We start from the raw sequence: 23,657 nt of genomic DNA, 5'->3' as shown, positions 1-23,657 counted from the left end.
CGCCGTCGCGATGCCACCGCAACCGATCACCGGCCACCTGCGCGGTGGTCTGGTCGGTGCACTTGTCGGCGTGCTCGCCGTGGCCGCGCATGGTGCCGCGGGCGGCGGTTTCCCTGGCTCGACCGAGCTGACACTTGTTCTGCTGATCGCCGCGGCCGCGGGTTCGGCGGCGGGCGCGGTGCCGGTGCGCCGGGATCCGGTCGTCGTGGTCGTTCTGCTCGGATCAGGTCAGCTGGCGAGCCACGCGGCGCTGTCGGGTCTGCTCGGGCACAACCACGCCGGGACCACGGAATCCGCGCCGCCGACCGGGTGGATGCTTGTCGCGCACACCATCGCGACGCTGGGATGTGCGGCACTGATCGTGCTCGCCGAGGCGCTCTACGCGGTCGCGAGCGCCGCGCTGTGCGCAATGCTCGCTTCGCCACGGGCGCGAATCGTTGGCACTCCACACTGGTCCGATCCCGGTCTCCCCGCTTACCGCCTTCATCCGAACGGCTCGATCGGCCCCCGCGCGCCACCGGTGTCGGTCTGATACCCGACATCACTTTCCCTCGGACAGAAGGCTTTCCATGCACAGCTCGATTTCGCGCGCAGTCGGCACAACGGCGGTCGCCGCAGGTCTCGTCCTGGTCACCTGCGGGACCGCCGCCGCGCACGTCATGGTGGACGTGCCCGGCGCAACCCAGGGCGGGTACGCAGTGGCCACGTTCCGGGTCCCCACCGAATCGGACACCGCGAGCACCACGGCACTCACCGTCACCCTTCCCAACCTGAAATCCGCTCGGACCGAATCGATTCCGGGTTGGTCGGCCAAGGTCGAACGCAACGCAGCGGCGGAGATCACCGCGATCACCTGGACCGCGGACCCAGGGGCTCCCGGCATCGCGCCAGGTCAGTTTCAGCGTTTCACGGTGTCCGTCGGCCCACTGCCCAAGCAGGATTCGGTCAGCTTCCCCGCCAAGCAGACCTATTCCGACGGCAAGGTGGTCAGCTGGGATCAGTCGGTCGGCCCGGACGGCGACGAACCCGAACACCCGGCGCCGTCGGCCACCTTGGCCGCGGCGAAAGAAAACGCGGAAGACGGACACCAGGCGGACAGTGCGGCCGCGCGCGCCGACGAACACGACACCGACGACACCGCCCGCTGGCTCGGCGGCGTCGGCCTCGCGCTCGGCCTGCTCGGCGTCGCACTCGGTCTGGGCAACGTGATTCGCGGGCGGCGGTCGTGACCCGCCGTCTGCTCACCGCCATCGTGACGGGCCTGTTCCTGCTCGGATTCGGTGTCGCCGCGACCGGAGTCGCATCCGCGCATTCGACGCCGACCGCAAGCGTGCCGGACGACAACGCGACCGTCGACAGCGGCCCGGCGCGGGTCAGCATCACCTTCAACGAGGAGCTGCAACCCAGCTTCCCGTCGCTCACCGTGGTCGGCCCGGACGGCAACCTGTGGTCCAAGGGCGATCCGGTCGTCGAAGGCAAGACAGTCAGCGTCACCGTGGGCGAGCTGGGCCCGGTCGGCGAGTACACCATCGGCTATCGGGTGACCTCCGCCGACGGCCACCCGGTCAGCGGCAAACGGCACTTCACGCTCAGCAAACCCGGAAGCGGGACGCCGGGTCCCAAGGCGAACGCGACGGCGGGCGACGGCGACGCGGACGGCTCGGGCGGAATTCCGCTGTGGGTGTTCATCCTCGGCGCGATCGTGCTGTTCGGCGGTGGGCTGGCGTTCGCGCTGTTCGGTGGCAGGAGCCGGAACCCCGAACGGTGAACGGCATGGCGATCGGCGGCCCGGGTGGTGCGCGACGCGAGACCGCCCGGGCACCGTGGTCCTCGCCGCTGCTTGTCGCCGTGTCCGGGCTGGTCGGCGTGGCGCTCGCCTGGGCACTGAACTCGCAGCAAACGCTGCCCGCAGAGGCTGTCGTGCGGGTGTTCGCCGATGGTGTCGGTGCGACCGTGCTCGGGCTGGCCGCGGTGCCCAGGGTGCAGCCCCGGCTGCGGATCCCGTGGCGGCTGCTCGCGGTGCTGGTCGGGATCTGGGCGGGCGCCGAATTCGCCGTGCTGGTCTTCGAGGCGGCCGAGGTGGTCGGCGTTCCGGCGACAGACCTCGGCACAGGCGAGTTCGGGACCTACCTCGTCGATATCAGCGGCGGCCAGGTCGGAATCGCGATCCTGGTCGGAGTCGGCGTGGTGGCCTGCGGATCCGCGCTTGCCTTCCGGCGCCCCGGCTCCGCATCGCCCGACCTGGTGCTGGTGTTCGCCGCGGTCGCGCTGGCGCTGCGCCCGATCACCGGACACATGTCACAGCAGGCGTTCGGCTCGGTGCTCGCCGCGGTGCACGCGCTCGCGGCGGCGGCCTGGTTCGGGTTGTTGATCGCGCTGGCGCTGGTCGTACGGACGCGCGGAGAGTGGGCGGTCGCGCTACCCAGGTATTCGGCGGTGGCGCTGCCCTTGGTGGCGACGGTGGCAGTGACCGGCCTGCTGAACGGGATGGTTCGAGTCGGCGGGATCACGCCGTTCGTGACGACCGGCTACGGCAGGATCTTGCTCGCGAAGACCGTAGTCCTGATCGGGCTGCTCACGCTCGGCTGGTGGTGGCGGCGCACCTGGGTGCCGCGGGCTGCCGCCCATCGGATGGACGCGGAGGCTTCGCTGCACCGCGCGGTCGTCGAGGCCGTCGTGATGGCGCTGGCCTTCGGGCTGGCCGCAACGCTGGCGGTCACCGCCTGATCGGATGACCATTATCGAAGCCGGTTACTGTTTCGGCATGACCGAAGTGAAGATCGTCGAGGATTGCGCAGCCTCGGCGGAGTCCGCGTTCGCGTTCGTGAACGACTATCGGAATCTGTCGCGCTTCCTGCACGGCATCCAGTCCTTCACCCCGGTCGGCGAGCAGACCGAGGGGGTCGGCGCGATCTTCGACGGACACATGAAGCTCGGGCCCGCCGCGCTGAAGTCGCGGATCGAGGTGGTCCGCTGGGAGCGGAACTACGCCATCGCGGTGCGGTCGATCAAGGGCTTCGAGATCGAGTCCACCTTCCTGTTTCACGCCAAGGTCGATGCCATGTGCACCGTCGACGCGATCGTGGACTTCCGGGTACCCGGCGGTCCGGCGGGCCGTGCTCTCGGCAAGACGATCGAGCCGTTCGTGAAGATCGCCGTGCAACACACAACGCACAACCTGATCACCAAGATCAAGGACTTCCATGCCTTGCGTCTGTAGCGCTGGCGTACCTGTCAGCGCCGGTTGCGCGGGCGCCGACCAGGCCGGGATGCTGGAACCATGAACGAGCGCAGCGCGCGGACCATCGACGCCGCCGAGTTCTCGGTCATGCCGGAGTCGAGCGTCAGCGAGGCGCAGGTATGACCGAGAGCCCCTCCTTCACCCAACGAATCGGCTACATCTGTGGCCGCACGCTGCCGGACTCCATGTCGGAGTGGGTGCGTCACGACCTGGTCGGACCCGGCGCGACGCGACGTTATCTGCTCCGGTTCCTGGTGCCGATCATCCCGGTCCTCATGCTGTTCCTGCTGTTGCCGGGCCCACTGTGGATGGGCTTGGCGATGATGGCGCTGTTGTATCTGCCATTGATCTATTTCACCGTGGCACTGCTGTATGTCTACCGGCGCCATCGGCTGATCAAGCACGGCCTCGACCCGGCGCTGGCGGATGCCGACGCCCGCAGTCGAGCCGAGCGCGAACGCCTCGATTACGAGCGCAGGCACGGACGCGGATGAGCGGGAGCGCAGCACCGCAACCTAGCGGTGTCTTACATCACAGGCATAGCCTAGAGGCATGAAAGCTCCCACGATAAGGCAGCGGATCGCCTACGATCTGGGCCGCGAGCTCCCGGAGGAGCTGCACGAGTGGGTCATCCACGACCTCGTCGGGCACGGGGCCATGGAGCGATATCTCGTCCGGTTTCTCGGGCCGGTTATTCCGTTCTTTGCCCTGGTACTGCTTTTTCCAGGGCCGATGCCGCTGAAGATCGGCTTGATCGTGATGATGATCGTCCCGCTGGTCGTCTTCACGGTCGCGCTCAGCTACGTCTGGCGCCGCTTCCGCCTGGTCCAGCACGGATTGAGTGCGGATTTGGTGGACCACGGCAAGATCACCGATCACGATCGGGACCTCTACCAACTGCGCTACGGACATCGATAGGGCGAAATCGCCGAGCCGGAACGCGCGTACGGTGAGCAATCACTACGCGCGATGGTCTTGCGCAGACAATCTCGAGCACCGACTGAAACCACAGTGCCTTTACGCGTCATACGACGGCAACCCCGGAATTGCCGAGCCCCATAACTGCCGGTCGCTCAACTGATTCGGACCATCATTTCCCCACGCACCCCCAATGGCGCGAGTTTTACGAGAGCCCGTTCGCGGCCCGGTTCGTAGGGGTCACGAGCACGCCGTGCCGCAGGAACGGCAGAATCAACCCAGTGACCGAATCGCAGAATATTGTCGCCACCGCCGACTTGGCCGATGAGATCGGCCCGGAGATCCGTAGCTGCGATACGCAGTTCGTCGAGTTCGGCGGACGCGAAGCGTTTTCCGGGCGCATCACCACCATTCGCTGCTTCCAAGACAACTTGCTGGTCAAGCAGACGCTCGGCGAACAAGGCGAAGGCAAGGTGCTTGTGGTCGATGGCGGCGCGAGCGTGCACACCGCACTGGTCGGCGACATCATCGCGGGGCGCGGCGTCGAGAACGGCTGGGCAGGCGTCATCGTCAACGGCGCGGTCCGCGACTCCGCCATCCTGCGCACCCTCGACATCGGAATCAAGGCGCTGGGCACCAACCCGCGCAAGAGCACCCAGACCGGCAGCGGCGACCGCGACGTGCCGGTCGAATTCGGCGGTGTGACCTTCGTCCCAGGTGACACGCTCTACAGCGACCACGACGGCGTCGTCGTACGCGCCGAGGATTGAGCCCCCTTCGTCGGGCCTCCCGGGTCCCGCCTCAGTCACGCGAGCTGCCGCCTCCGGGGCCCTCGCTCGCGCGGCCGGTCAGCCCGACACCCTGGCCTTGTGACCAGCGAGGGCAACAACGTCGCCGACGTGCAACTGCCGGCCGCGACGTAGTTCGACCTCGTCGTTCACCCGCACCAACCCTGCGGCGATCACCGTCTTTGCCTCCGAACCGGATTCGATCAGGTTGGCCAGCTTCAGAAACTGACCGAGCCGAATAACGTCGTCATCGATCGGCACATCGACTGGTTCTGACATGGGGTAAATACTTACTCCCCCACCTGGACTCACCAGACACCGCCCTGCGCCCCCGGCTACCCGAGAGCAACGTTCAACCGCGGCCGCATCCGTGGCCCACACCCGAATCACCCGAACCCACAGCACGCCCGTGGTTACCCGGAACCGCGCATTCGACCAGGGCCGTCTGGCGGCCGAGACACAGGGGCCGGCCGAAGCCGACATGGCCGAGCGCACTGCTGCGCCGCAGCGCACTCCGGTCACCCCGGACCCACGCCGCGCCCCGATACTCGGCCTCTAAAGCCTCGAGTGCACTGGCCCAACACACGCAACCGACCACCGACCACCGACCACCGACCACCGACCACCGACCACCGACCACCGACGCCATGATCCGCCCGCCCTGATCACCCTGGTCCCCCATCGCACATCCTGATCACCCAGGACTCCCAAGACCCCTGATCACCCCGATCACAGCACACTTCTGACCACGCCGAACCTCATGACAGCACCACACGGCATCGCCCAACTTCCGAGCGCAGCGAGACCGAGCATTGCCCCGTTCGCGGCCCGGCTCGCGTCCGAGCGGCCGACGCGTCCGCGACGAAGTCGCCAGCGGCGGTCGCTCGGACGCGAGCCACCAGGGGCCGCGAACACGCCGCGCCCGCGCGGCCAAAGACACACGCGCCGCAGGCGTGGCAAATTCAACACAGCAACGTACACACTGGTTCCGTGACCTCCACGCAAGCCCAGCAACACCCGAACATCGAACCACTCGCTGACAGACCTACGCCGCCGGTTCCGCATCGGGGACACGGAAGACTCGCCGAGGTGCCGCACATCGCGGGATTGACGCTCGGTGTGTTCGCTGTGCTGTGCTTTCTTTGGAGCCTTTCGCCCGGGCTGCGCTTCCTGACTCAGGTGCCGCGCCGCTACATCGACAACTATTACTTCGACGCGCCGGACACCAACCTGATGTGGGCGTTGGTCGTCGGTCTGATGGCGGGCGCGATCGCCAGCCGGAAACGAATCGCTTGGTGGTTGCTGCTCGGCTATCTCGCGCTCTACGCGCTCGCCAACGGCGTCGACTTCGCCGAACAGGGCGATGTCAACGCCTTGGTCGCCATGGTGCTGCACATCGCGGTGATCGGCGTGCTCATCGCGGCGTGGCCGGAGTTCTACACCAAGGTGCGCCGCGGTGCGGGTTGGAAGGCGCTCGGTGTGCTGGTCGGCGGACTGACGATCGGCTGTCTGCTCGGTTGGGGCCTGGTGGAGTTGTTCCCCGGCAGCCTGCCGCAGGGCGTGCAGCGGGCCGGCTGGGCGGTCTATCGGGTGACTGCGGCGGTGTTGGTGGACAACGAGCACTTCGACGGCCATCCGCGCCCGTTCGTCAACTTCCTGCTCGGTCTGTTCGGTGCCATCGCGCTGCTGGCGGCGGTGCTCATCCTGCTGCGCTCGCAGCGTGCGGCGAACGCGATGACCGGCACCGACGAGTCCGCGATCCGCGGCCTTCTGGAGCGCTCGGACGTGGAGGATTCGCTCGGTTACTTCGCCACCCGGCGCGACAAGGCGGTGGTGTTCGCGCCAAGCGGCAAGGCGGCGGTGACCTACCGGGTGGAGCTGGGCGTCTGTCTGGCCAGCGGCGACCCGATCGGTATCTGCGAGGCCTGGCCGCAGGCGATTGATGCCTGGCTGCGTCTGGCCGACCAATTCGGCTGGGCCCCCGCGGTAATGGGGGCGAGCGAACTCGGCGCGACGGCCTATCGGCGCGCTGGCCTTTCCGCGTTGCGCCTCGGCGACGAGGCAATCCTGGACACCAGGAACTTCTCGCTGGCGGGCCCCGAGATGAAGCCGGTGCGTCAGGCCGCGAACCGGCTGCGCAAGCACGGCATCACAGTCCGTATCCGCAGGCATCGCGATACCCCAGCCGAGGAGTTCGCCGGGATCATCGCCCGCGCGGATACCTGGCGCGACACCGAGACCGAGCGTGGGTTCTCCATGGCGCTCGGAAGGCTCGGCGATCCGCTGGACGGCGACTGTCTGCTGGTCGAGGCGGTCAACCCGCAGGACCGGGTGCTCGGCATGCTGTCGCTGGTGCCCTGGGGTCGCACCGGCGCCTCGCTCGAGTTGATGCGCCGCGACCCGCAGAGCCCGAACGGCGTGATGGAGCTGATGATCTCGCAGCTCGCGCTGACCTCCGAGCAGCACGGCATCACCAAGGTGTCGTTGAACTTCGCCGTGTTCCGCTCGGTGTTCGAGGAGGGCGGCCGGATCGGCGCGGGTCCCGTGCTGCGGTTGTGGCGCGGCGTGCTGCTGTTCTTCTCCCGTTGGTGGCAGCTGGAGGCGCTGTATCGGTCGAACGTGAAGTATCAGCCGCACTGGGTGCCCCGGTTCTTCCTGTTCGAGGAGCGCAGGCAGCTGCCACGGGTCGCGGTGGCCAGCGCGCTGGCCGAAGGCTTCCTTCCTCGGTTCGGCAAGGACCCGGACACCGTGACGCACACCGGTGTGCACAGCGCGGTACCCGCGACGATGACGGGCCTGCACGGCGACGGCAGCCCACCCGACATCGCCGTAGTCGAGGGCGAGGAGCAGCCTTCCCGCAGGCCCGAGCAGGTGCGCGTGCGTATGGAGAAGCTTGCGCGCCTTGCCGATTCCGGTGTCGAGGCCTACCCGGTCGCCTACCCGCCGACGCACACGGTCGCCGAGGCGCGGCGTTCCCCGCGGGGCACCACGGTCCGGGTCTGCGGCAGGCTGCTGCGGATCCGCGACTACGGCGGCGTGATCTTCGCCGTGGTGCGCGACTGGACCGACGATATCCAGCTGGTCATCGATCGCGACCGGGTCGGCGCCGAACGCAGCGCCGAATTCGGTGAGTTCTTCGACCTCGGCGACCTGATCGAGGTGAGTGGTCAGATCGGGCGCAGCCGTCGCGGCGAGCTTTCGCTGCTCGCGGCGGACTGGCGGATGCTCGGCAAGTGCCTGCACCCGTTGCCGGACAAGTGGAAAGGTCTGTCCGACCCCGAAGCCAGGGTGCGCCAGCGCTATGTCGACATGGCGATCAACACCGAGATCCGTGAGGTGCTCGCCAAGCGCAGCGCGGTGTTGCGATCGCTGCGGGACTCGCTGAACTCCTGGGGATACCTGGAGGTGGAGACCCCGATCCTGCAGCAAGTGCACGGCGGCGCCAACGCGACGCCATTCATCACCCACATCAATGCCTACGACCTGGATCTGTACCTGCGGATCGCGCCCGAGCTGTACCTGAAGCGGCTGTGCGTCGGCGGCATGGAGAAAGTGTTCGAGATCGGACGGACCTTCCGCAACGAGGGCGTCGACTTCAGCCACAATCCCGAGTTCACCATCCTCGAGGCCTATGAGGCGCACAGCGACTACGAGCGCATGATGCATACCTGTCGTCAGCTGATCCAGAATGCCGCGCTCGCGGCCAACGGTGCGATGGTGGCATTGCGGCCCACTGACGATGGCACGTTCGAGCAGGTGGACATCTCCGGCGAGTGGCAGGTGAAGACGGTGCACGGGGCGGTGTCCGAGGCGATCGGCGCGGAGATCACGCCGGACACCGGCGTCGAGGAGTTGCGCGAGCTGTGCGACAAGGCCGACGTGCCCTATCAGCACGGCTGGGACGCGGGCCAGGTGGTTCTGGAGATGTACGAGCATCTGGTCGAATCCCATACCGAGGAGCCGACGTTCTACATCGACTTCCCCACCTCGGTGTCGCCGCTGACCAGGGCGCATCGCAGTATTCCAGGCGTCACCGAGCGATGGGACCTGGTCGCGTGGGGTGTCGAGCTCGGCACCGCGTACAGCGAGCTCACCGATCCGGTGGAGCAGCGGCGCAGGCTCACCGAGCAGTCGCTGCTCGCGGCCAACGGTGACCCGGAGGCGATGGAGCTGGACGAGGACTTCCTGCTGGCACTGGAACACGCGATGCCGCCCACCGGTGGCCTCGGGATGGGTGTCGACCGGATCGCCATGCTGATCACCGGACGCAGCATTCGCGAGACGCTGCCGTTCCCCCTGGTGAAGCCGCGCTGACCTGGGTCACCACCGGTGAAGAGTGCACATCGAACGAATCGGACAGCTACGCTTGGAAATTCGGCTCCGGGAGGAGGCCGATACACCGTAAGGGGTTCGGACATGTACCTTGACCTGCTGACCAACGCGACCTTGCTGGATCACACCGTGTGGACCAACCCGGATGTGGTGTTGAGTTCGGCAACCGAGTACGCCGCGAAAAAGAAGAAGAAGAGCGGCGGCGGGCTGATTTTCGGCGCGATCTGCTGCCTGCTCGTCGTCGCGCTGATCGTCGGCGGCATCTATCTGTTGGCCCAGCGCAAGAAGAACAACCATTGACATCCGTCGAGTTCAACGGCGAAGCGAGCCACGTGCACCTACTGGTCAACTTTGCGCCGAAAGTCGCCCTGTCGCGGCTGGTGAATTCCCTCGAGGGCGTGTCCTCACGGCGGATGCGCCAGGAGTTCCCCGAACTGGTCCGACACTACTGGCGCGCACAGACTCTGGTCCGGCTGCTACTTCGCTGGTTCTGTCGGCGGTGCACCAATCTCGATGCTGCGACAATACATCCAGCACGTACGCGCCGAGTTCGACCTTTACTTAGGGCCCGATTCCGGCATAGACGAATTCCACGCCGTAGTCGACGACGGCGCCCTCACCGTCACCCCAGGCGCGACCGGCATCGCCCCACCGCCATCCATGCAGACGTCCTCGCCTCGTCGCGGCCGTCTTCGACAAGCACTCCCTGCGCGAACGGTCACCATGGGAACCATGAATGTCTCCGGCGAACTCACGAACCGGTAGAAGCCCACTTCAGAGCCGGTCGATGTCGGTGAGATCGATGTCGATGTCGAACGGCACAGTCAGCCGGAGACGATCGTGATGAATTCCGGTGAGTGCGTAAGCCTTCGTCGCCGGGTCCAGTTCGTACACGTAGACCACCGGGCGGCCGTCGACGTTCTCGACCCGCCAGAAGTGGGCGATCCCCGCTCGGGCATAGAGCTGCGGTTTGCGCTCCCGGTCGCGTGTGCGAGATTCGGCGGACACCACTTCCACCGCCAGCATGACGTCATCGGCCTGATAGGTCGTCAGTTCGGGCCCGCCGTCGCGTTCTGCGTGGATCACGACGATGTCCGGTTCGGGACGCTGGTCCGGTCCGAGCGTCACGCTCATTTCCCGGCGCACACGCAGGTGTGCCGGGGCGAGGCGGCGAAGTAAGGAGTCAAGCAGCGTGATTACCAACATGTGGAACTTCGCCTGCGGGCTCACAAGAACGAGACTCCCGTCGATCAGCTCGGTGTGCGGGGGAAGATCGGGCAGGCGATCGAGATCTTCGGCGACGAATCCGCCCTGCGGCGGACGCAGCCACTGCGGAAACGGCTCGACGGTCATGTCTTCGAGTATGCCACCAAGGGCCTGATGCAGGGGCCCAACAGACCTGGATGGAGGCGGCAGCGGCCATGCGGCAGAGTGGGCCTGTGCAGTTGATCCTCGTTCGCCACGCCCAGCCGATCCGGATTCTGAACTCGGACGGCCCCGCCGATCCGGATCTGGCACCGGTGGGACTGGAGCAGGCCGAGCGGGTGCCTGCTGCGCTCGGTCACCATCGGATCTCCCGGGTGGTGAGCAGCCCCCAGCGCCGGGCTCGGGAAACGGCGGCACCGACCGCCGCGAAGCTTGGGCTCGATCTCGAGATCATCGACGACCTCGCCGAATACGATCGTGACCTACCCGCCTACATCCCGATCGAGGACGCGAAGGTCGAATTCCAGGACGCCTACGAGCGGATCAAGTCCGGGCATTTGCCGTTGCAGATCGACGGCGAGGCGTTCAAGGCCCGGGTGCACGATGCGGTCATCCACATCGCCGCGACCACCGACCCGGCCGACACCGTGCTGGCCTTCGCGCACGGCGGCGTGATCAACGTGCTGCTGCAAGACATGCTCGCGCTGGAGCGGCCGCTGACCTTCCCGATCGACTACTGCTCGATCACTCGAATCCTGTTCTCCCGGACCGGGCGCCGGACCGCGGCCACGGTCAACGAGAACGGACACGTGTGGGATCTTCTGCCGCGCAACCTTGCGGCGCGAACCTGAGCACGGTATTTCACAGTCGACTGCCAGTAGCGTCGCACCGGCGTCCCAGTGACGGAAACTTCGATGGGATCAGTGAGCCACTGAATCAGCGGCTCACGGTTCGAGAGAAAGGAATTCCGTGTCGCTCTCCAAAACCGCAACGCTGCGGCGCCTCACCCGGGTGGCCGCGGCAGGCGCGCTGGTCGTCGTCCCGCTCGCGGGCCTCGCGGCGACCGCCTCCGCAGAAGCCCCCAACCCCGCGCCCGACGTGGTACAGGTACAGCTGGTGGACGCGCCACAGCAGGGCGCCGACATCGACGGTCGAATCCATCATCACCGACATGACCGGCGCGGACCGGACGACCACGACTGGCAGGGCAACCAGCCCTGGCAGGGCGGCCCACCGGCGCCGCAACAGTTCCAGCAATTCTTGCCGTCGACCGGGTCGAGCTAGTCCTCTCCCGCCGAGAAACCGAAGGCCCACCTCCGAGTACTACGGAGGTGGGCCTTCGGTTTCGTTCGTGGATCAGGCCATGCCTGCGATCCAGTTGTGCATCCAGGAGATGGCGTTCTGTCCGCCACCCACCGAGTAGCTGCCGTACAGCGTGTGCGCATGCGACTTGTAGAAGCGCTCGAGATCCTTGGCCCGCTGCTCGTTCGCCGAATCGGTCAGCTGCGACTGCAGGGCCGGAACACCACCGAAGGCCATCAGGTCGCCGATGATGTTCCCCGCCTCGATCTGGTAGCGCCACAGGTTGGCCGGGTTGGCGTCCGACGCCTGGGCGAGGAAACCAGCGAACCGGGTGACGAAGTCATCGGTCGCGGTCGAGCAGTAGAGGTCGTCGAGTGCGCAGATGGTGCGCGTGCGGTCACTGATCCAGCCGAAGCCGCCGACCCGGGGGCCGCCTGCGCCCGCGCCGGGCGCGACCGGGCCGACCTGAATATCGGTGGGCGAACGACGCGGGTCGGAGATCAAGCCGACCCCCGCCATCCGGTCCGGCGACACGACGCCGAGACCGGTGCCGATCTCCGCCGCGAGATCACCGGCGGCGTCCGCGCCCTGGCTGTAGCCGAGGAGCGCGATCCTCGTCGCGCCGCACCGCTGCGCCATGCCCGCGATCAGGCCGCGCGCGCTGTCGACCGCTTCCTTCTTCGAGTTGCCGTAAACCTCACCCTCCCAGGGGAAGGCGGTCGCGGCGTAAGTCACATAGTCGACATCCGTGGAGGACGGGAGGCCTCTGGTGACGCCGGCCAGCATGCCGGGCTGCGGCGTCTTGTCGCGCCCGGTCTCCCAAGTGCCCGGGATCGCCACCACGTACAGGCTCGGGCATCCCGGGTCCGCGTTCGCCGAACCGCTGCCGAAGACCAAGCCGGACATCACTGCCGCGGACGCACCCAGAACCGCGACGACCCTTTTCAACTGCATATTGCTCCAGTCCAAAACCTTGCCCTCGTTGAACTTCTCCGCCGAGTTGCCGCGTTCCATGCTGAACTCGACGGGTGTCGTTCCAGTGCACGCCAGGTGAACACAAGTCACCCAACCGTTATGACGTGCACGACTCGACCTGCATCCCGAGATCGACGGCACGCCGCAGATAACAATAAGGCCACAACCGCCCCAGCGCCATTCGGACACTCGGATATGGTCCGATTTCCGTCGTGCGGCATCCTTCGGCCGGAAGCTTTCGAGCGCGTTTGTCGCCCGAGAACAAAGGCGCCTGTGGACGAATTGTCCGCAGGCGCCTTTGTTTCCGCTCCGGTAAGAGAGGAACTAGCGCTGGGCGACCATGGTGGGGGTGATCGGAGCAGGAAGGGCGGTTTCGCCTTCCAAGAACCGGTCGACGCCTGCGGCCGCGGCGCGGCCTTCCGCGATGGCCCAGACGATGAGGGACTGGCCGCGGCCGATGTCGCCCGCGACGAAAACGCCGGGGATGTTGGTCGCCCAGTTCTTGTCGCGCTGGACATTGCCGCGCTGGTCGTAGCCGACGCCGAGATCATTGAGCAGGCCCGGCTTCTCTGGGCCGACGAACCCCATGGCGAGCAGGACCAAGTCGGCCTCGAGGGTGAAGTCGGTGCCTTCGACCTTCTCGAAGCGGCCGTTGACCATCGTGACCTCGTGCGCCTCCAGGCCGGTCACCTTGCCGTCCGCACCGACGAAACGCTCCGTGTTCACCGAGAACACCCGCTCGCCGCCCTCTTCGTGCGCGGACGAAACCCGGTATATGAGCGGGTAGGTCGGCCACGGGGTCGAGTCGGCGCGCTCCTCGGGCGGACGCGGCATGATCTCGAACTGGTGCACGCTCGCGGCGCCCTGCCGGTGCGAGGTGCCCAGGCAGTCGGCACCGGTGTCGCCACCGCCGATGATGACGACCTTCTTACCCTTCGCGTGGATGGGCGGCAGGCCATCGGCATCGGTGACGTCGTCGCCGAGTTGCACCCGGTTGGACCAGGGCAGGAACTCCATCGCCTGATGGATGCCGTCCAGGTCGCGACCGGGGATCGGCAGGTCACGCGCCAGGGTGGCGCCACCGGCCAGCACAATCGCGTCGAACCGCTCGCGCAGCTGGTCGGCGGTGATGTCGACCCCGACGTTCACGCCGGTCTTGAAGATGGTGCCCTCCGCCTTCATCTGTGCGAGACGGCGGTCGATGAAGCGCTTCTCCATCTTGAATTCCGGGATGCCGTAGCGCAGCAGACCACCGATGCGGTCCGCTCGCTCGAACACGGTCACGGTATGCCCGGCGCGGGTCAGCTGCTGCGCGGCGGCCAGACCGGCCGGACCGGAACCGACGACGGCGACCTTTTTGCCGGTGAGGCGGGTCGGGTAGACCGGGGTCACCCAGCCTTCATCGAAGGCGTTCTCGATGATCTCGACCTCGACCTGTTTGATCGTGACCGGATCCTGGTTGATGCCGAGTACGCAGGACGCCTCGCACGGCGCGGGGCACAGCCGCCCGGTGAACTCCGGGAAGTTGTTGGTCGCATGCAGCCGGTCGATGCCCTCTCGCCAGCGGCCCTTGTGGACCAGGTCGTTCCACTCGGGGATCAGGTTCCCCAGCGGACAGCCGTTATGACAGAACGGGATACCGCAGTCCATACAACGGCTGGCCTGGGTCTGCAGGGTCTGGTGGGAGAATTTCTCCTCGTAGACCTCTTTCCAGTCCATCAAACGCAGCGGCACCGGCCGCCGCTTGGGCAGCTCCCGGGAGGTGTGCTTCAAAAATCCCTGCGGGTCAGCCACGGGCCGCCTCCGTACTCTCGCCTCTCAACATCGAACTCAGCTCTCGAACGCGTCTCGCGTCAGCCACGGGCCGCCTCCATAATCGCCTCGTCCACGTCCTTGCCACTCTTCTCAGCTTCGGAGATGGCGAGCAGAACTTTCTTGTATTCGCGCGGCATGACCTTGATGAAATGGTTCACCTGCTGCGACCAATCGCTCAGAATGCGGTCGGCGGCAGCGGAACCCGTCTGGTCACGGTGCTGGGTGATGATGTCGTGCAGCCAGGTGAAATCGTCACCGGACAGCTGCTCGACCGCGTCGGCCTGCTCGGGGTTGAGCTTCGCCTCGAAAGTGCCGTTCGGGTCGAAGACGAACGCGACACCGCCGGACATACCGGCGCCGAAGTTGCGGCCGGTCTCGCCGAGGATGACTACGCGACCTCCGGTCATGTATTCACAACCGTGGTCTCCGACGCCCTCGACCACTGCGGTGGCGCCGGAGTTGCGCACGGCGAACCGCTCGCCGACCACGCCGTTGATGAACGCCTGGCCACTGGTGGCGCCGAACAGGATCACATTGCCCGCGATGATGTTCTGCTCCGCGATGAACTCCGCGGGCGCGTTCAGCGACGGGCGCACCACGAGGTGGCCGCCGGAAAGACCCTTACCGACATAGTCGTTCGCGTCACCCTGCACTCGCAACGTGATACCCGCGGGCACGAAGGCGCCGAAGCTGTTGCCCGCCGATCCGGTGAAAGTGATGTCGATGGTGTCGTCGGGCAGGCCCGCACCACCGTACAGCTTGGTCACCTCGTGGCCGAGCATGGTGCCGACGGTGCGGTTCACGTTCGTGATCTTGGTTTCGAACTTCACCGCCCGGCCCCGCTCCAGCGCGTCCCGACTCTGCGCGATCAGCTGCTGGTCCAGCGCCTTGTCCAGCCCGTGGTCCTGCGACTTGGTGCAGCGGCGGTCCTGGGACATGAACGCCGTCTCGACGTCGTCGAGGATCGGCGACAGGTCCAGCTTGCTGGCCTTCCAGTGCTGCTTGGCCTTGGAGGTGTCGAGCAGGTCGACCCGGCCGATGGCCTCGGCCAGCGTGCGGAAGCCCAGCTTCGCCAGCAGTTCGCGGACCTCTTCGGCGATGAACAGGAAGAAGTTCTCGACGAATTCCGGCTTACCGGTGAAGCGTTCCCGCAGCACCGGGTTCTGCGTCGCGACACCGACGGGGCAGGTGTCCAGGTGGCAGACGCGCATCATGATGCAGCCCGAAACCACCAGGGGCGCGGTGGCGAAGCCGTACTCCTCGGCACCGAGCAGCGCGGCGATCATCACGTCGCGGCCGGTCTTCATCTGGCCGTCGACCTGCACCACGATCCGGTCGCGAAGTCCGTTGAGCAGCAACGTCTGCTGGGTCTCTGCCAGGCCGAGCTCCCAGGGACCACCCGCGTGCTTGAGCGAGGTCAGCGGCGACGCACCGGTGCCACCGTCGTGGCCCGAGATCAGCACGACGTCCGCGTGCGCCTTGGAGACGCCCGCGGCGACGGTGCCGACACCCGGCTCCGCGACTAGTTTCACGTGAATCCGTGCCTGCGGGTTCGCGTTCTTCAGGTCGTGGATCAGCTGCGCCAGATCCTCGATCGAGTAGATGTCGTGGTGCGGCGGCGGCGAGATCAGGCCGACGCCCGGCGTGGAGTGCCGCACCTCGGCGACCCACGGGTACACCTTGTGCGCCGGAAGCTGTCCGCCCTCACCGGGCTTCGCGCCCTGCGCCATCTTGATCTGGATGTCGGTGCAGTTGGTCAGGTAGTGCGCGGTCACGCCGAAGCGACCGGAGGCCACCTGCTTGATCGCGCTGCGCCGCCAGTCGCCGTTCTCCTCCGGCTCGTAGCGGGCCGGCGACTCGCCGCCCTCACCCGAGTTCGATCGTCCGCCCATGCGGTTCATCGCGATCGCCAAGGTCTCGTGCGCCTCGGACGAGATGGAACCGTAGCTCATCGCACCGGTCGAGAACCGCTTCACGATTTCGGCGGCGGACTCGACCTCATCGATCGGGATCGGGCTGCGTGCCCTGTCCTTGAACTTGAACAGACCGCGCAGCGATGCGAGCCGCTCGGACTGGTCGTCGACCAGCTTGGTGTACTCCTTGAAGATCGGATACTGGCCGGAGCGGGTCGCGTGCTGCAGCTTGAACACCGTGTCCGGGTTGAACAGGTGGTATTCGCCCTCGCGCCGCCACTGGTATTCACCACCGACCTCGAGCTCGCGATGCGCGCGCTCGTTGCGGTTCTCCAGGAACGCGACCCGGTGCCGCTCGGCGACGTCGGCCGCGAGGTCATCCAGGTCGACGCCGTTCAGGTGCGAGCGCAGGCCGGTGAAGTATTCGTCCACCAGTTCCTGCGACAGACCGATCACTTGGAAAAGCTGCGCGCCGTTGTAGGAGGCCAAGGTGGAGATGCCCATCTTGGACATCACCTTCAGCACGCCCTTGCCCGCGGCCTTGTTGTAGTTCGCAACGGCCTTGCGGTAGTCGGCGGCGAGGTCGCCGGTGCTGCCCGGCAGCTCCAGCGCGCCGCGTTCGAGCATGTCCTCGATGGTCTCGAAGGCCATGTACGGGTTGATCGCGGCCGCGCCGAAGCCGACCAGGGTCGCCATCTGGTGCACCTCGCGGGCGTCACCGGCCTCCACGACAAGGCCGACCATCGTCCGCGTGCGTTCGCGTACCAGGTGGTGGTGCACCGAGGAGGTCAGCAGCAGCGACGGGATCGGCGCCAGCTTCTCGTTGGACTCGCGGTCGGACAGCACGATGATCCGTGCTCCGCCGTCGATGGCGGCCGACACCTGGATGTTGATCGCCTCGAGCGCCTTGCGCAGGCCCTTGCCACCCTTCTGCACCGGGTACAGGCCGCGGACGACCACCGAGCGCAGCTCGGGGTGCGAGCCGTCGTCGTTGATGTGCACGAGCTTGGCCAGCTCGTCGTTGTCCAGGATCGGTCCCTCGAGGGCGATCTGGTTGCAGGACTCCGGTCCCGGATGCAGCAGGTCTGCCTCCGGGCCGATGTTGCGCTTCAGGCTGGTGACGACCTCTTCCCGGATCGCGTCCAGCGGTGGGTTGGTGACCTGCGCGAACAGCTGGGAGAAGTAGTCGAACAGCAGGCGTGGACGGGACGAGAGCACCGCGATCGGGGTGTCGGTGCCCATCGAGCCGAGCGCTTCGAGCCCGGTCTTGGCCATCGGCGAGATCAGCAGGTTCAGCTCCTCGGTGGTGTATCCGAAGATCTGCTGGCGAATCAGCACGCGGTCGTGCGACATGTGCACATGCGGGCGGTCGGGCAGGTCGGCGAGGCGGGATACACCCGCGTCCAGCCACTCCTGGTACGGGTGCTCGCTGGCAAGCTGGGACTTGATCTCCTCGTCGCCGACGATCCGGCCCTGTGCGGTATCGACCAGGAACATGCGGCCCGGCTGCAATCGAGCCTTCCTGACCACCTTCGACGGGTCGATGTCGAGCACGCCCACCTCGGAGGCCATCACGACCAGACCGTCATCGGTCACCCAGACGCGGCTGGGGCGCAGGCCGTTGCGGTCCAGCACGGCGCCGACGACCGTGCCGTCGGTGAAGCACACCGATGCGGGGCCGTCCCACGGCTCCATCAGCATCGAGTGGTACTCGTAAAAGGCCCGCCGCTGCGGGTCCATGGTGTCGTTGCGTTCCCATGCCTCGGGAATCATCATCAGCACGGCATGGGGCAAGGTGCGCCCGCCGAGATGCAGCAGTTCCAGCACCTCGTCGAACCGGGCGGTGTCGCTTGCCCCCGGGGTACAGACGGGGAAGACCTTCTCCAGCCGGTTCTTGCCCGCGGAGTCGATCCCGAAGACGTCGCTGCGCAGCAACGCTTCACGGGCGCGCATCCAGTTCTCGTTGCCGGTGACCGTGTTGATCTCACCGTTGTGCGCAACCCGGCGAAACGGGTGTGCGAGCGGCCAGGACGGGAAGGTGTTGGTGGAGAACCTGGAGTGCACGATGCCGAGGGCGCTCTCCACCCGGGAGTCCTGCAGGTCCAGGTAGAACGCGCGTAGCTGCGGCGTGGTGAACATGCCCTTGTAGACGAAGGTCTGCCCGGACAGGCTCGGGAAGTAGACCGATTCCTTACCGACCGCGCCCTCACCAGCACCGGCCGATCCCAGCTCGTGCTCGACCCGCTTGCGCACGACGTAGGCGCGACGCTCCAGATCCATCCCCGTCAACTGCTCGGCAGCGCTGGTCGGCGAGGCGATGAAGATCTGGCGGAAGGTCGGCATGGCATCCCGCGACAGTGCGCCGAGCGACGAGTCGTCGATCGGCACCTCACGCCAGCCGAGGACCACGAGGCCCTCTTCCTTGACGATCTTCTCTACACCGTAGGCGGCGCGCGCGGCTTCGCGACGGGCCTGCGGAAGGAAGGCGATACCGGAGGCGTAGGAGCCCTCCTGCGGCAGCTCGAAGTCCACGATGGCGCGGAAGAAGCGGTCCGGAATCTGGAGCAGGATGCCCGCACCGTCACCACTGTTGGGTTCGGCGCCCGCGGCACCACGATGCTCCAGGTTCAACAGAGCCGTAATAGCCTTGTCGACGATGTCGCGGCTGCGTCGGCCGTGCATGTCGACGACGAATGCGACGCCGCAGGCGTCGTGCTCGTTCGCCGGGTCGTAGAGCCCGATGGGTCCAGGGGACCTGTGGCCAGGAAGTTGCGTCATGCCTCTGCCTTCAAGAAAGTCGGCCTTCGAAGAAAAAACGGCCTTTCGTCGAACGCCTCCGTACAAGACTGCGCCCGTACGTTCCGAAGCCAGCCGCGCTGATGGTCTTCGGCGTGCAGTCAGGTCTGCAGTTGTTCCACCCGCTTCTGGGATGTAGTGGGTGCTCGTCGGTTACAGATCCATAACAAGATCCTTACCTCCGCGCGGGGTCTCGCCCGCTACGCTGAGCACCGGCTAGGGCTGCCCGAGCGGGCGATGTCGCCGGACATTCTGTGTTCGGCGTAAGAGCAAACGATAAGTCAGGTCCGGTGCCCAACCAACTTAGGTTGCGCTAATAACCCGGTCTAGCTGGGCTTCTTCAATGCGGTCCTCCACGTGTGCGCGTCGTCCAGTGTAAAGCAGCGAGTACCGCTTGATCGATACCATGGCACTCGATGCCAGCCTGGTGAAACAGGCGCGCGAAAGCGGGCCGAAACCAAGCAAGAAGGTCAGGAACCCACCCTCACCTGCATCGAAAAAGATTTCCCCGACCCGGGGCGCGGCAAACCACTCGACGGCGGCTAACTCGACGATCGGGTGGATGAGATATTTCCGACAGGGTGTGACATGCCAGGAATGCGATCCGACCGTACGGCCTCTTTTACCGCCCATGCCTTTCGGCACACTCTTAGCAAATGCCATGGAGTGGGGTTGGTCACATCCGATCGAGCACTGATCCGACCCGCCGTGCCACATGGCGGGACACCACCTAGGCCGGGCAGAGGGAAGCCGCGGCGCGCACCAGCGCGGCCTGGTGCAGCGCATCGCTCTTGCCCGCGGCGAACACTCCGAAGACGCTGCGCGCCAACCGTTCCGCGCAATCCGGTGCGGTCAGCTCGGCCCGGTGCGCGGCCAACTCGTCGAGGATCTCGATGTTCACCCGGTCGATGATCGGGCGGACGGACACGAGGTCGGCGGGGGTACTCGGCGCTGCGGCGGGGTCGAAGCGCCACCGCACCATAAGCCCGCGCTGCACCGTCTTGTTCGCTTCGATCTGCCCGAAGAACACCTGCCGCACCCGGTTCTCCGGCAAGTCGCGGCTATTGCCGAACCGGGCCATCGCGTCGTAGACCTCGGCCTCGCGGGCAGGATCGTCGATGGTCGGCTCGATGCCGCGTTCGTTCGCCGCCGCCCACTTCGCGGCCGCCACCACGTCGGCGGTATCCAGCCGCTCGACCACCAGCGCGACCAACCGGTCCATCGGCTCGTCGCCTGGGGACGCGCTAGCGCTAGCGGGCCACACGAGCAGCGCCGCCGAGAGGATCGTCAGCACGACTCTGCGCATGTCGGGACCTCCTGGGATCGCTCGCGCGGAAACGAATCACCGCGTCAGAGTAGGCGCAATCATCCACCGCACTCCGCGACGCACACAGGCCTGTGAGCCTGGACACATCCGGCCGCCCCTGCTCGGTATGTCGGACCTCGGCCTGTCACGCTGTCACAACGAATCCGTGACAATTTCGCCGCGCCCGCGAAAGCGACTGGGACGTAGAGGATGTGCATTCCGATGACCGTCACCGGCTTGTTCACCTGGCTCGGCGGGGGTCAGAGCAGCGAAATCACCGGCCGTCACGAGCGTGCCGGTTACGCCGTCACCGGCGCTGTGGTCCTGTTGTTCGCAACGGTTTCCGGTGCGGTTACCGCCCTCACCCTCGCCTCGACCGAAACCTGGCCGCTGTGGGCCGTCCTCGCGGTGGCCCTGGTGGTCGCGGCGCTGACGGGCGCGATCGCGCGGGCCCTCGCGACCGCACGGCCGAGCGGAGGACCGGATCGGCTCGGGCTGATCGCGCGGATCGCGATCGCGGTGCTGGCGGGCGGATTGATCGCTGAAATCGCCGCGGTCGTGCTCTTCGGCGCGACCGTCGACCGGCTGCTGGACGAGAAGGCCCAGCGATCGGTCGATTCGGCGCCGCTGGTCGTCGCCGCGCAGACCGAACTGGACCGGGCGAAGGCCGACTGGGCCGCGCTGGACCAATCGATCACCACGACGCAGGCCGATATCGACCGTGCGCTGGTGATCGCACGCTGCGAGTACAACCCGACGCCGGAGTGCCCGCAGACCAAAATCACCGGCGTCCCCGGCCGCGGCCCCGAGGCGCAGACCGCCAACGACATGCTCGACGACGCCCGCAAGCAGCTCGCCGCGGCCGAGGGCCGGGTGGACGCGGCCGACCAGCGGATCGCCGACGACGCGAACGCGGTCGCCGGCGCACGTACCGCCGCCTTCGATGGCGCCGACCGCGGCCTCGGCGCGCGCTGGCAGGCGATGAACGAGTACACGGTGCGTGACGCACTGCCGCTGCGCATCCTGACCATCGTGGCAGCGGTGGTGCTTGCCCTGCTGCCGCTGGTGCTGCGCTGGTGGCGCGGCGAGACATCGTTCGACCGGCACAACGCGGCGCGCACCGTGCATGACCGCGCCGAACGCGACGCCGACGCGGCCATCGCGGTCAGAATGGCCGAGGTGCGCGCCGAGGCCGAGACACTGCGCGCGGAACAGCAACTCACCGCCGCCCGGCTCGCCGTCGAGGCGGACACGGCCATCGACCGGGAACGGCAGCGCACCCGCATCGTCGCGGCCATCGGCGGCATCGAGATCGGTATCACCGAACCGCCGCGCCGCCCCGAACTTCCAGCCGCACCGGCTGACGATCGAAAGGACAGCTCCGTGTCTGAAGAGCGAGTCGTGACGCTGAACCTACCGATCCCTGCCACCGCGGCGGCGGTGCCCACCGTGCCCGCGACCGGCGGGGGTCTCGAGCTCCCGCTGATCGGCACCGTGCCGTTCACTGACACCGCGGCCCGCTTCATCCGGCCGCTTGTTCCTTCGTTCGTCGCCAATGCGATCGACACCGCGACGCACCCGCTGCGCACCGCGCGCCAGGCGTTCGAAGAGGTCGAGGAGATCACCTTCACCCTGCGCCGCACGCGCAAGGTCACCGTCGACGCACAGGACTCGCACGGTCAGCCCGTTGGCGCTCCGGTCGGCTTCCAGCCACCGGGATCCCCCGAGGTCTTGCACGCTCAGCGCGTCGCCTCCACCGTCGTCGATGCGGACTACCCGCCCCAGCCTCCGCGCTATTCCTCTCTCCCGCCGACCGGCGCGGCAGGCTATGGACTGCCGACCGCCGCCCGCAGGGACGAACTGGCCGGCCAGCGGAATCCCGAACTGCCCGGCAACAACCGCCGCGCGCTGCCGCCCGGCCACTGACCCGCTCTTAGGGGTCGAGATGATGAACTCCTGGTCCGACGGCCTGGACGCCGAGGTCACCGACCTGGTCCGGCCGACATCATCCAACTGGTCGGCGACGGCGTATACCTGCGCGCGCTGCTCGGCCTGCCGCCGATCGACCCGACCCGCTACCGGCACGTTGTGGACCGCCTGCTCGAGCGCTGACGGTTAGACTCGGCCCGTGCGACCAGCCGCCGACCCGGCCGGTGCCGTCGGGGCGGGAAAAGATCCGGTACCAGGGTCCTCTGAAACGACGGTGCCGATCCGACCGCTGACCTTCCGCGAACTGCTAGATGTGCCGTTCGCGCTGATCCAGGCGAACATCCGCGCCCTGGCCGGGTTGAGCGTGGCGGGCCTGCTCGCCGCCGAGGCCGTTGTCGTCGCGGTGACCGCGGGTGGCTCGGCGCTGACCGACGGCTCGGACGCGGGCACCGCATGGGCGGCGATCCTGTCGACGGCTGTCTGTGCGTGGCTGCTGCGGTTCGTGCTGCGCGGGACAACGGTGGCGATCGGCCTGGCGACCATGACTGGGAGGCCGATCGGCTGGCGCACCGCGCTGGGCCGGTTCGGTGCGGCGTTCGGATCGCTTCTGAAGTTCCAGGTGCTGTTCACGCTGGTGGGTGTCGGCGTGATCGCGGTGTGCGGCGTCCTGATCGTCACGCTGCCGCTGGCGTTGCTCTGGCTCGGCTGGCTGCGGGCGCGCCGCTGGGCCGCGGTCCCGGTGCTGTTCGTGGAGCGCACCTCGCACCGCGAGGCCGTCGCTCGTTCCAGGCTGCTTGTCGAGGGAGCGGATTGGCCGACGGCGGGACTGTGGACAACCCAGCGTGCCTTGTTCGGGCTGCTCGCGGTTCCGCTGCTGGGCATCCCGTGGTTCCTCACGGACTTCTCCGGCACCCATCAGTGGCCGGTGATCGTGCTGAGCACCGGTGCCGTGCTGCTGCTCACCGCGTTCGGCGAGGTGGTCGAGGCATCTTCGCGCGTGGTGTGCTACATCGATCGCCGCTGCCGCAGGGAAGGATTGGACATCCGCATCCCCGGTCAGGAGGCGCGATGAGAGACAATCGCGCAACGCTCATAGGCGCAGCCGAGCATCGCTCGGTCATGGCGGAGCCGAGCGC

The 23,657-nt window shown here is 67.1% G+C and carries 21 protein-coding genes and 1 pseudogene; 16 read left to right on the top strand and 6 right to left on the bottom strand.

Annotated features, from left to right (window positions below; genetic code table 11):
* The first annotated feature begins 10 nt into the window (after positions 1-10).
* From OHB12_RS25340 to rraA, 8 genes are all read left to right on the top strand, one after another.
* Positions 11-532 carry a hypothetical protein gene (locus OHB12_RS25340; RefSeq protein ID WP_327111326.1) on the top strand — a complete coding sequence of 174 codons (522 nt, stop codon included), beginning with the start codon at positions 11-13 and terminating at the stop codon, positions 530-532.
* A gap of 37 nt (positions 533-569) precedes the next feature.
* A complete protein-coding gene (locus OHB12_RS25335; RefSeq protein ID WP_327111324.1) occupies positions 570-1,229 on the top strand; it encodes a YcnI family copper-binding membrane protein in 660 nt (219 codons plus the stop codon).
* A complete protein-coding gene (locus OHB12_RS25330) occupies positions 1,226-1,768 on the top strand; it encodes a copper resistance CopC family protein (protein WP_442799844.1) in 543 nt (180 codons plus the stop codon). Before OHB12_RS25335 ends, OHB12_RS25330 begins: the two co-directional genes overlap by 4 nt.
* A gap of 5 nt (positions 1,769-1,773) precedes the next feature.
* The gene (locus OHB12_RS25325) at positions 1,774-2,727 is read left to right on the top strand and encodes a copper resistance D family protein (protein WP_327111322.1); all 954 of its coding nucleotides are present in this window, start codon (positions 1,774-1,776) and stop codon (positions 2,725-2,727) included.
* A gap of 37 nt (positions 2,728-2,764) precedes the next feature.
* On the top strand, positions 2,765-3,220 hold the full coding sequence (locus tag OHB12_RS25320) for an SRPBCC family protein (protein ID WP_327111320.1): 456 nt from the start codon (positions 2,765-2,767) through the stop codon (positions 3,218-3,220).
* A 140-nt stretch (positions 3,221-3,360) separates the two neighbouring features.
* The gene (locus tag OHB12_RS25315) at positions 3,361-3,735 is read left to right on the top strand and encodes a DUF5313 family protein (RefSeq protein WP_327111318.1); all 375 of its coding nucleotides are present in this window, start codon (positions 3,361-3,363) and stop codon (positions 3,733-3,735) included.
* A 58-nt stretch (positions 3,736-3,793) separates the two neighbouring features.
* Complete coding sequence (locus OHB12_RS25310) at positions 3,794-4,159, top strand: DUF5313 family protein (RefSeq protein WP_327111316.1); 366 nt, start codon at positions 3,794-3,796, stop codon at positions 4,157-4,159.
* Positions 4,160-4,440: 281 nt separating this feature from the next.
* Positions 4,441-4,929 carry a ribonuclease E activity regulator RraA gene (rraA, locus tag OHB12_RS25305; RefSeq protein WP_327111314.1) on the top strand — a complete coding sequence of 163 codons (489 nt, stop codon included), beginning with the start codon at positions 4,441-4,443 and terminating at the stop codon, positions 4,927-4,929.
* A gap of 78 nt (positions 4,930-5,007) precedes the next feature.
* Here the strand turns inward: rraA and OHB12_RS25300 are convergent, their stop codons facing one another.
* Positions 5,008-5,226, bottom strand: coding sequence for an RNA-binding S4 domain-containing protein (locus OHB12_RS25300; RefSeq protein ID WP_040772585.1), 219 nt, complete (start codon positions 5,224-5,226; stop codon positions 5,008-5,010).
* Between the two features lie 711 nt (positions 5,227-5,937).
* Between OHB12_RS25300 and lysX the strand changes: the two genes are divergently transcribed.
* The 3 genes and pseudogenes from lysX to tnpA all read left to right on the top strand — a co-directional run.
* A complete protein-coding gene (gene lysX / locus OHB12_RS25295) occupies positions 5,938-9,261 on the top strand; it encodes a bifunctional lysylphosphatidylglycerol synthetase/lysine--tRNA ligase LysX (RefSeq protein ID WP_442799843.1) in 3,324 nt (1,107 codons plus the stop codon).
* A 102-nt stretch (positions 9,262-9,363) separates the two neighbouring features.
* The gene (locus OHB12_RS25290) at positions 9,364-9,579 is read left to right on the top strand and encodes a hypothetical protein (RefSeq protein WP_327111310.1); all 216 of its coding nucleotides are present in this window, start codon (positions 9,364-9,366) and stop codon (positions 9,577-9,579) included.
* 5 nt (positions 9,580-9,584) lie between these two features.
* Positions 9,585-9,813 (top strand): annotated as a pseudogene (gene tnpA, locus OHB12_RS25285) (IS200/IS605 family transposase); the annotation flags it as partial.
* Between the two features lie 240 nt (positions 9,814-10,053).
* Here tnpA and OHB12_RS25280 read toward each other — a convergent pair.
* The gene (locus OHB12_RS25280; RefSeq protein WP_327111308.1) at positions 10,054-10,632 is read right to left on the bottom strand and encodes a Uma2 family endonuclease; all 579 of its coding nucleotides are present in this window, start codon (positions 10,630-10,632) and stop codon (positions 10,054-10,056) included.
* An 86-nt stretch (positions 10,633-10,718) separates the two neighbouring features.
* Between OHB12_RS25280 and OHB12_RS25275 the strand changes: the two genes are divergently transcribed.
* Complete coding sequence (locus OHB12_RS25275) at positions 10,719-11,336, top strand: histidine phosphatase family protein (protein WP_327111306.1); 618 nt, start codon at positions 10,719-10,721, stop codon at positions 11,334-11,336.
* 118 nt (positions 11,337-11,454) lie between these two features.
* Positions 11,455-11,769 carry a hypothetical protein gene (locus OHB12_RS25270; protein ID WP_327111304.1) on the top strand — a complete coding sequence of 105 codons (315 nt, stop codon included), beginning with the start codon at positions 11,455-11,457 and terminating at the stop codon, positions 11,767-11,769.
* 72 nt (positions 11,770-11,841) lie between these two features.
* Here the strand turns inward: OHB12_RS25270 and OHB12_RS25265 are convergent, their stop codons facing one another.
* From OHB12_RS25265 to aroQ, 4 genes are all read right to left on the bottom strand, one after another.
* Positions 11,842-12,741 carry a cutinase family protein gene (locus OHB12_RS25265; protein WP_327121428.1) on the bottom strand — a complete coding sequence of 300 codons (900 nt, stop codon included), beginning with the start codon at positions 12,739-12,741 and terminating at the stop codon, positions 11,842-11,844.
* A gap of 345 nt (positions 12,742-13,086) precedes the next feature.
* Entirely contained in the window at positions 13,087-14,556 is a 1,470-nt protein-coding gene (locus tag OHB12_RS25260; protein ID WP_327111302.1) for a glutamate synthase subunit beta, read from the bottom strand.
* 59 nt (positions 14,557-14,615) lie between these two features.
* Entirely contained in the window at positions 14,616-19,268 is a 4,653-nt protein-coding gene (gltB, locus tag OHB12_RS25255; protein ID WP_327111300.1) for a glutamate synthase large subunit, read from the bottom strand.
* A 748-nt stretch (positions 19,269-20,016) separates the two neighbouring features.
* A complete protein-coding gene (gene aroQ / locus OHB12_RS25250; protein WP_327111298.1) occupies positions 20,017-20,592 on the bottom strand; it encodes a gamma subclass chorismate mutase AroQ in 576 nt (191 codons plus the stop codon).
* A 222-nt stretch (positions 20,593-20,814) separates the two neighbouring features.
* On the opposite strand from aroQ, the gene OHB12_RS25245 reads away from it, so the two are divergent.
* The 3 genes from OHB12_RS25245 to OHB12_RS25235 all read left to right on the top strand — a co-directional run bounded on the left by OHB12_RS25245 (position 20,815) and on the right by OHB12_RS25235 (position 23,593).
* Positions 20,815-22,518: a DUF4407 domain-containing protein gene (locus tag OHB12_RS25245; protein ID WP_327111296.1), complete on the top strand. Its 1,704-nt coding sequence runs from the start codon at positions 20,815-20,817 to the stop codon at positions 22,516-22,518.
* Positions 22,519-22,548: 30 nt separating this feature from the next.
* A complete protein-coding gene (locus tag OHB12_RS25240) occupies positions 22,549-22,704 on the top strand; it encodes a hypothetical protein (protein ID WP_327121426.1) in 156 nt (51 codons plus the stop codon).
* A 91-nt stretch (positions 22,705-22,795) separates the two neighbouring features.
* Positions 22,796-23,593 carry a hypothetical protein gene (locus OHB12_RS25235; RefSeq protein WP_327111294.1) on the top strand — a complete coding sequence of 266 codons (798 nt, stop codon included), beginning with the start codon at positions 22,796-22,798 and terminating at the stop codon, positions 23,591-23,593.
* Positions 23,594-23,657: the final 64 nt, after the last annotated feature.

It is taken from the genome of Nocardia sp. NBC_01730, assembly GCF_035920445.1.
Taxonomy (GTDB): Bacteria; Actinomycetota; Actinomycetes; order Mycobacteriales; family Mycobacteriaceae; genus Nocardia.
Note: the sequence above shows the minus strand (reverse complement) of the source record. Positions and strands in the feature narration are given on the sequence as shown.

Coding starts and splice junctions, on each gene's coding strand:
- OHB12_RS25340 (WP_327111326.1), top strand. CDS start 11: ATGCCACCGCAACCGATCACCGGCCACCTGCGCGGTGGTCTGGTCGGT.
- OHB12_RS25335 (WP_327111324.1), top strand. CDS start 570: ATGCACAGCTCGATTTCGCGCGCAGTCGGCACAACGGCGGTCGCCGCA.
- OHB12_RS25325 (WP_327111322.1), top strand. CDS start 1,774: ATGGCGATCGGCGGCCCGGGTGGTGCGCGACGCGAGACCGCCCGGGCA.
- OHB12_RS25320 (WP_327111320.1), top strand. CDS start 2,765: ATGACCGAAGTGAAGATCGTCGAGGATTGCGCAGCCTCGGCGGAGTCC.
- OHB12_RS25315 (WP_327111318.1), top strand. CDS start 3,361: ATGACCGAGAGCCCCTCCTTCACCCAACGAATCGGCTACATCTGTGGC.
- OHB12_RS25310 (WP_327111316.1), top strand. CDS start 3,794: ATGAAAGCTCCCACGATAAGGCAGCGGATCGCCTACGATCTGGGCCGC.
- OHB12_RS25300 (WP_040772585.1), bottom strand. CDS start 5,226: ATGTCAGAACCAGTCGATGTGCCGATCGATGACGACGTTATTCGGCTC.
- OHB12_RS25290 (WP_327111310.1), top strand. CDS start 9,364: ATGTACCTTGACCTGCTGACCAACGCGACCTTGCTGGATCACACCGTG.
- OHB12_RS25280 (WP_327111308.1), bottom strand. CDS start 10,632: ATGACCGTCGAGCCGTTTCCGCAGTGGCTGCGTCCGCCGCAGGGCGGA.
- OHB12_RS25265 (WP_327121428.1), bottom strand. CDS start 12,741: ATGCAGTTGAAAAGGGTCGTCGCGGTTCTGGGTGCGTCCGCGGCAGTG.
- gltB (WP_327111300.1), bottom strand. CDS start 19,268: ATGACGCAACTTCCTGGCCACAGGTCCCCTGGACCCATCGGGCTCTAC.
- aroQ (WP_327111298.1), bottom strand. CDS start 20,592: ATGCGCAGAGTCGTGCTGACGATCCTCTCGGCGGCGCTGCTCGTGTGG.
- OHB12_RS25245 (WP_327111296.1), top strand. CDS start 20,815: ATGACCGTCACCGGCTTGTTCACCTGGCTCGGCGGGGGTCAGAGCAGC.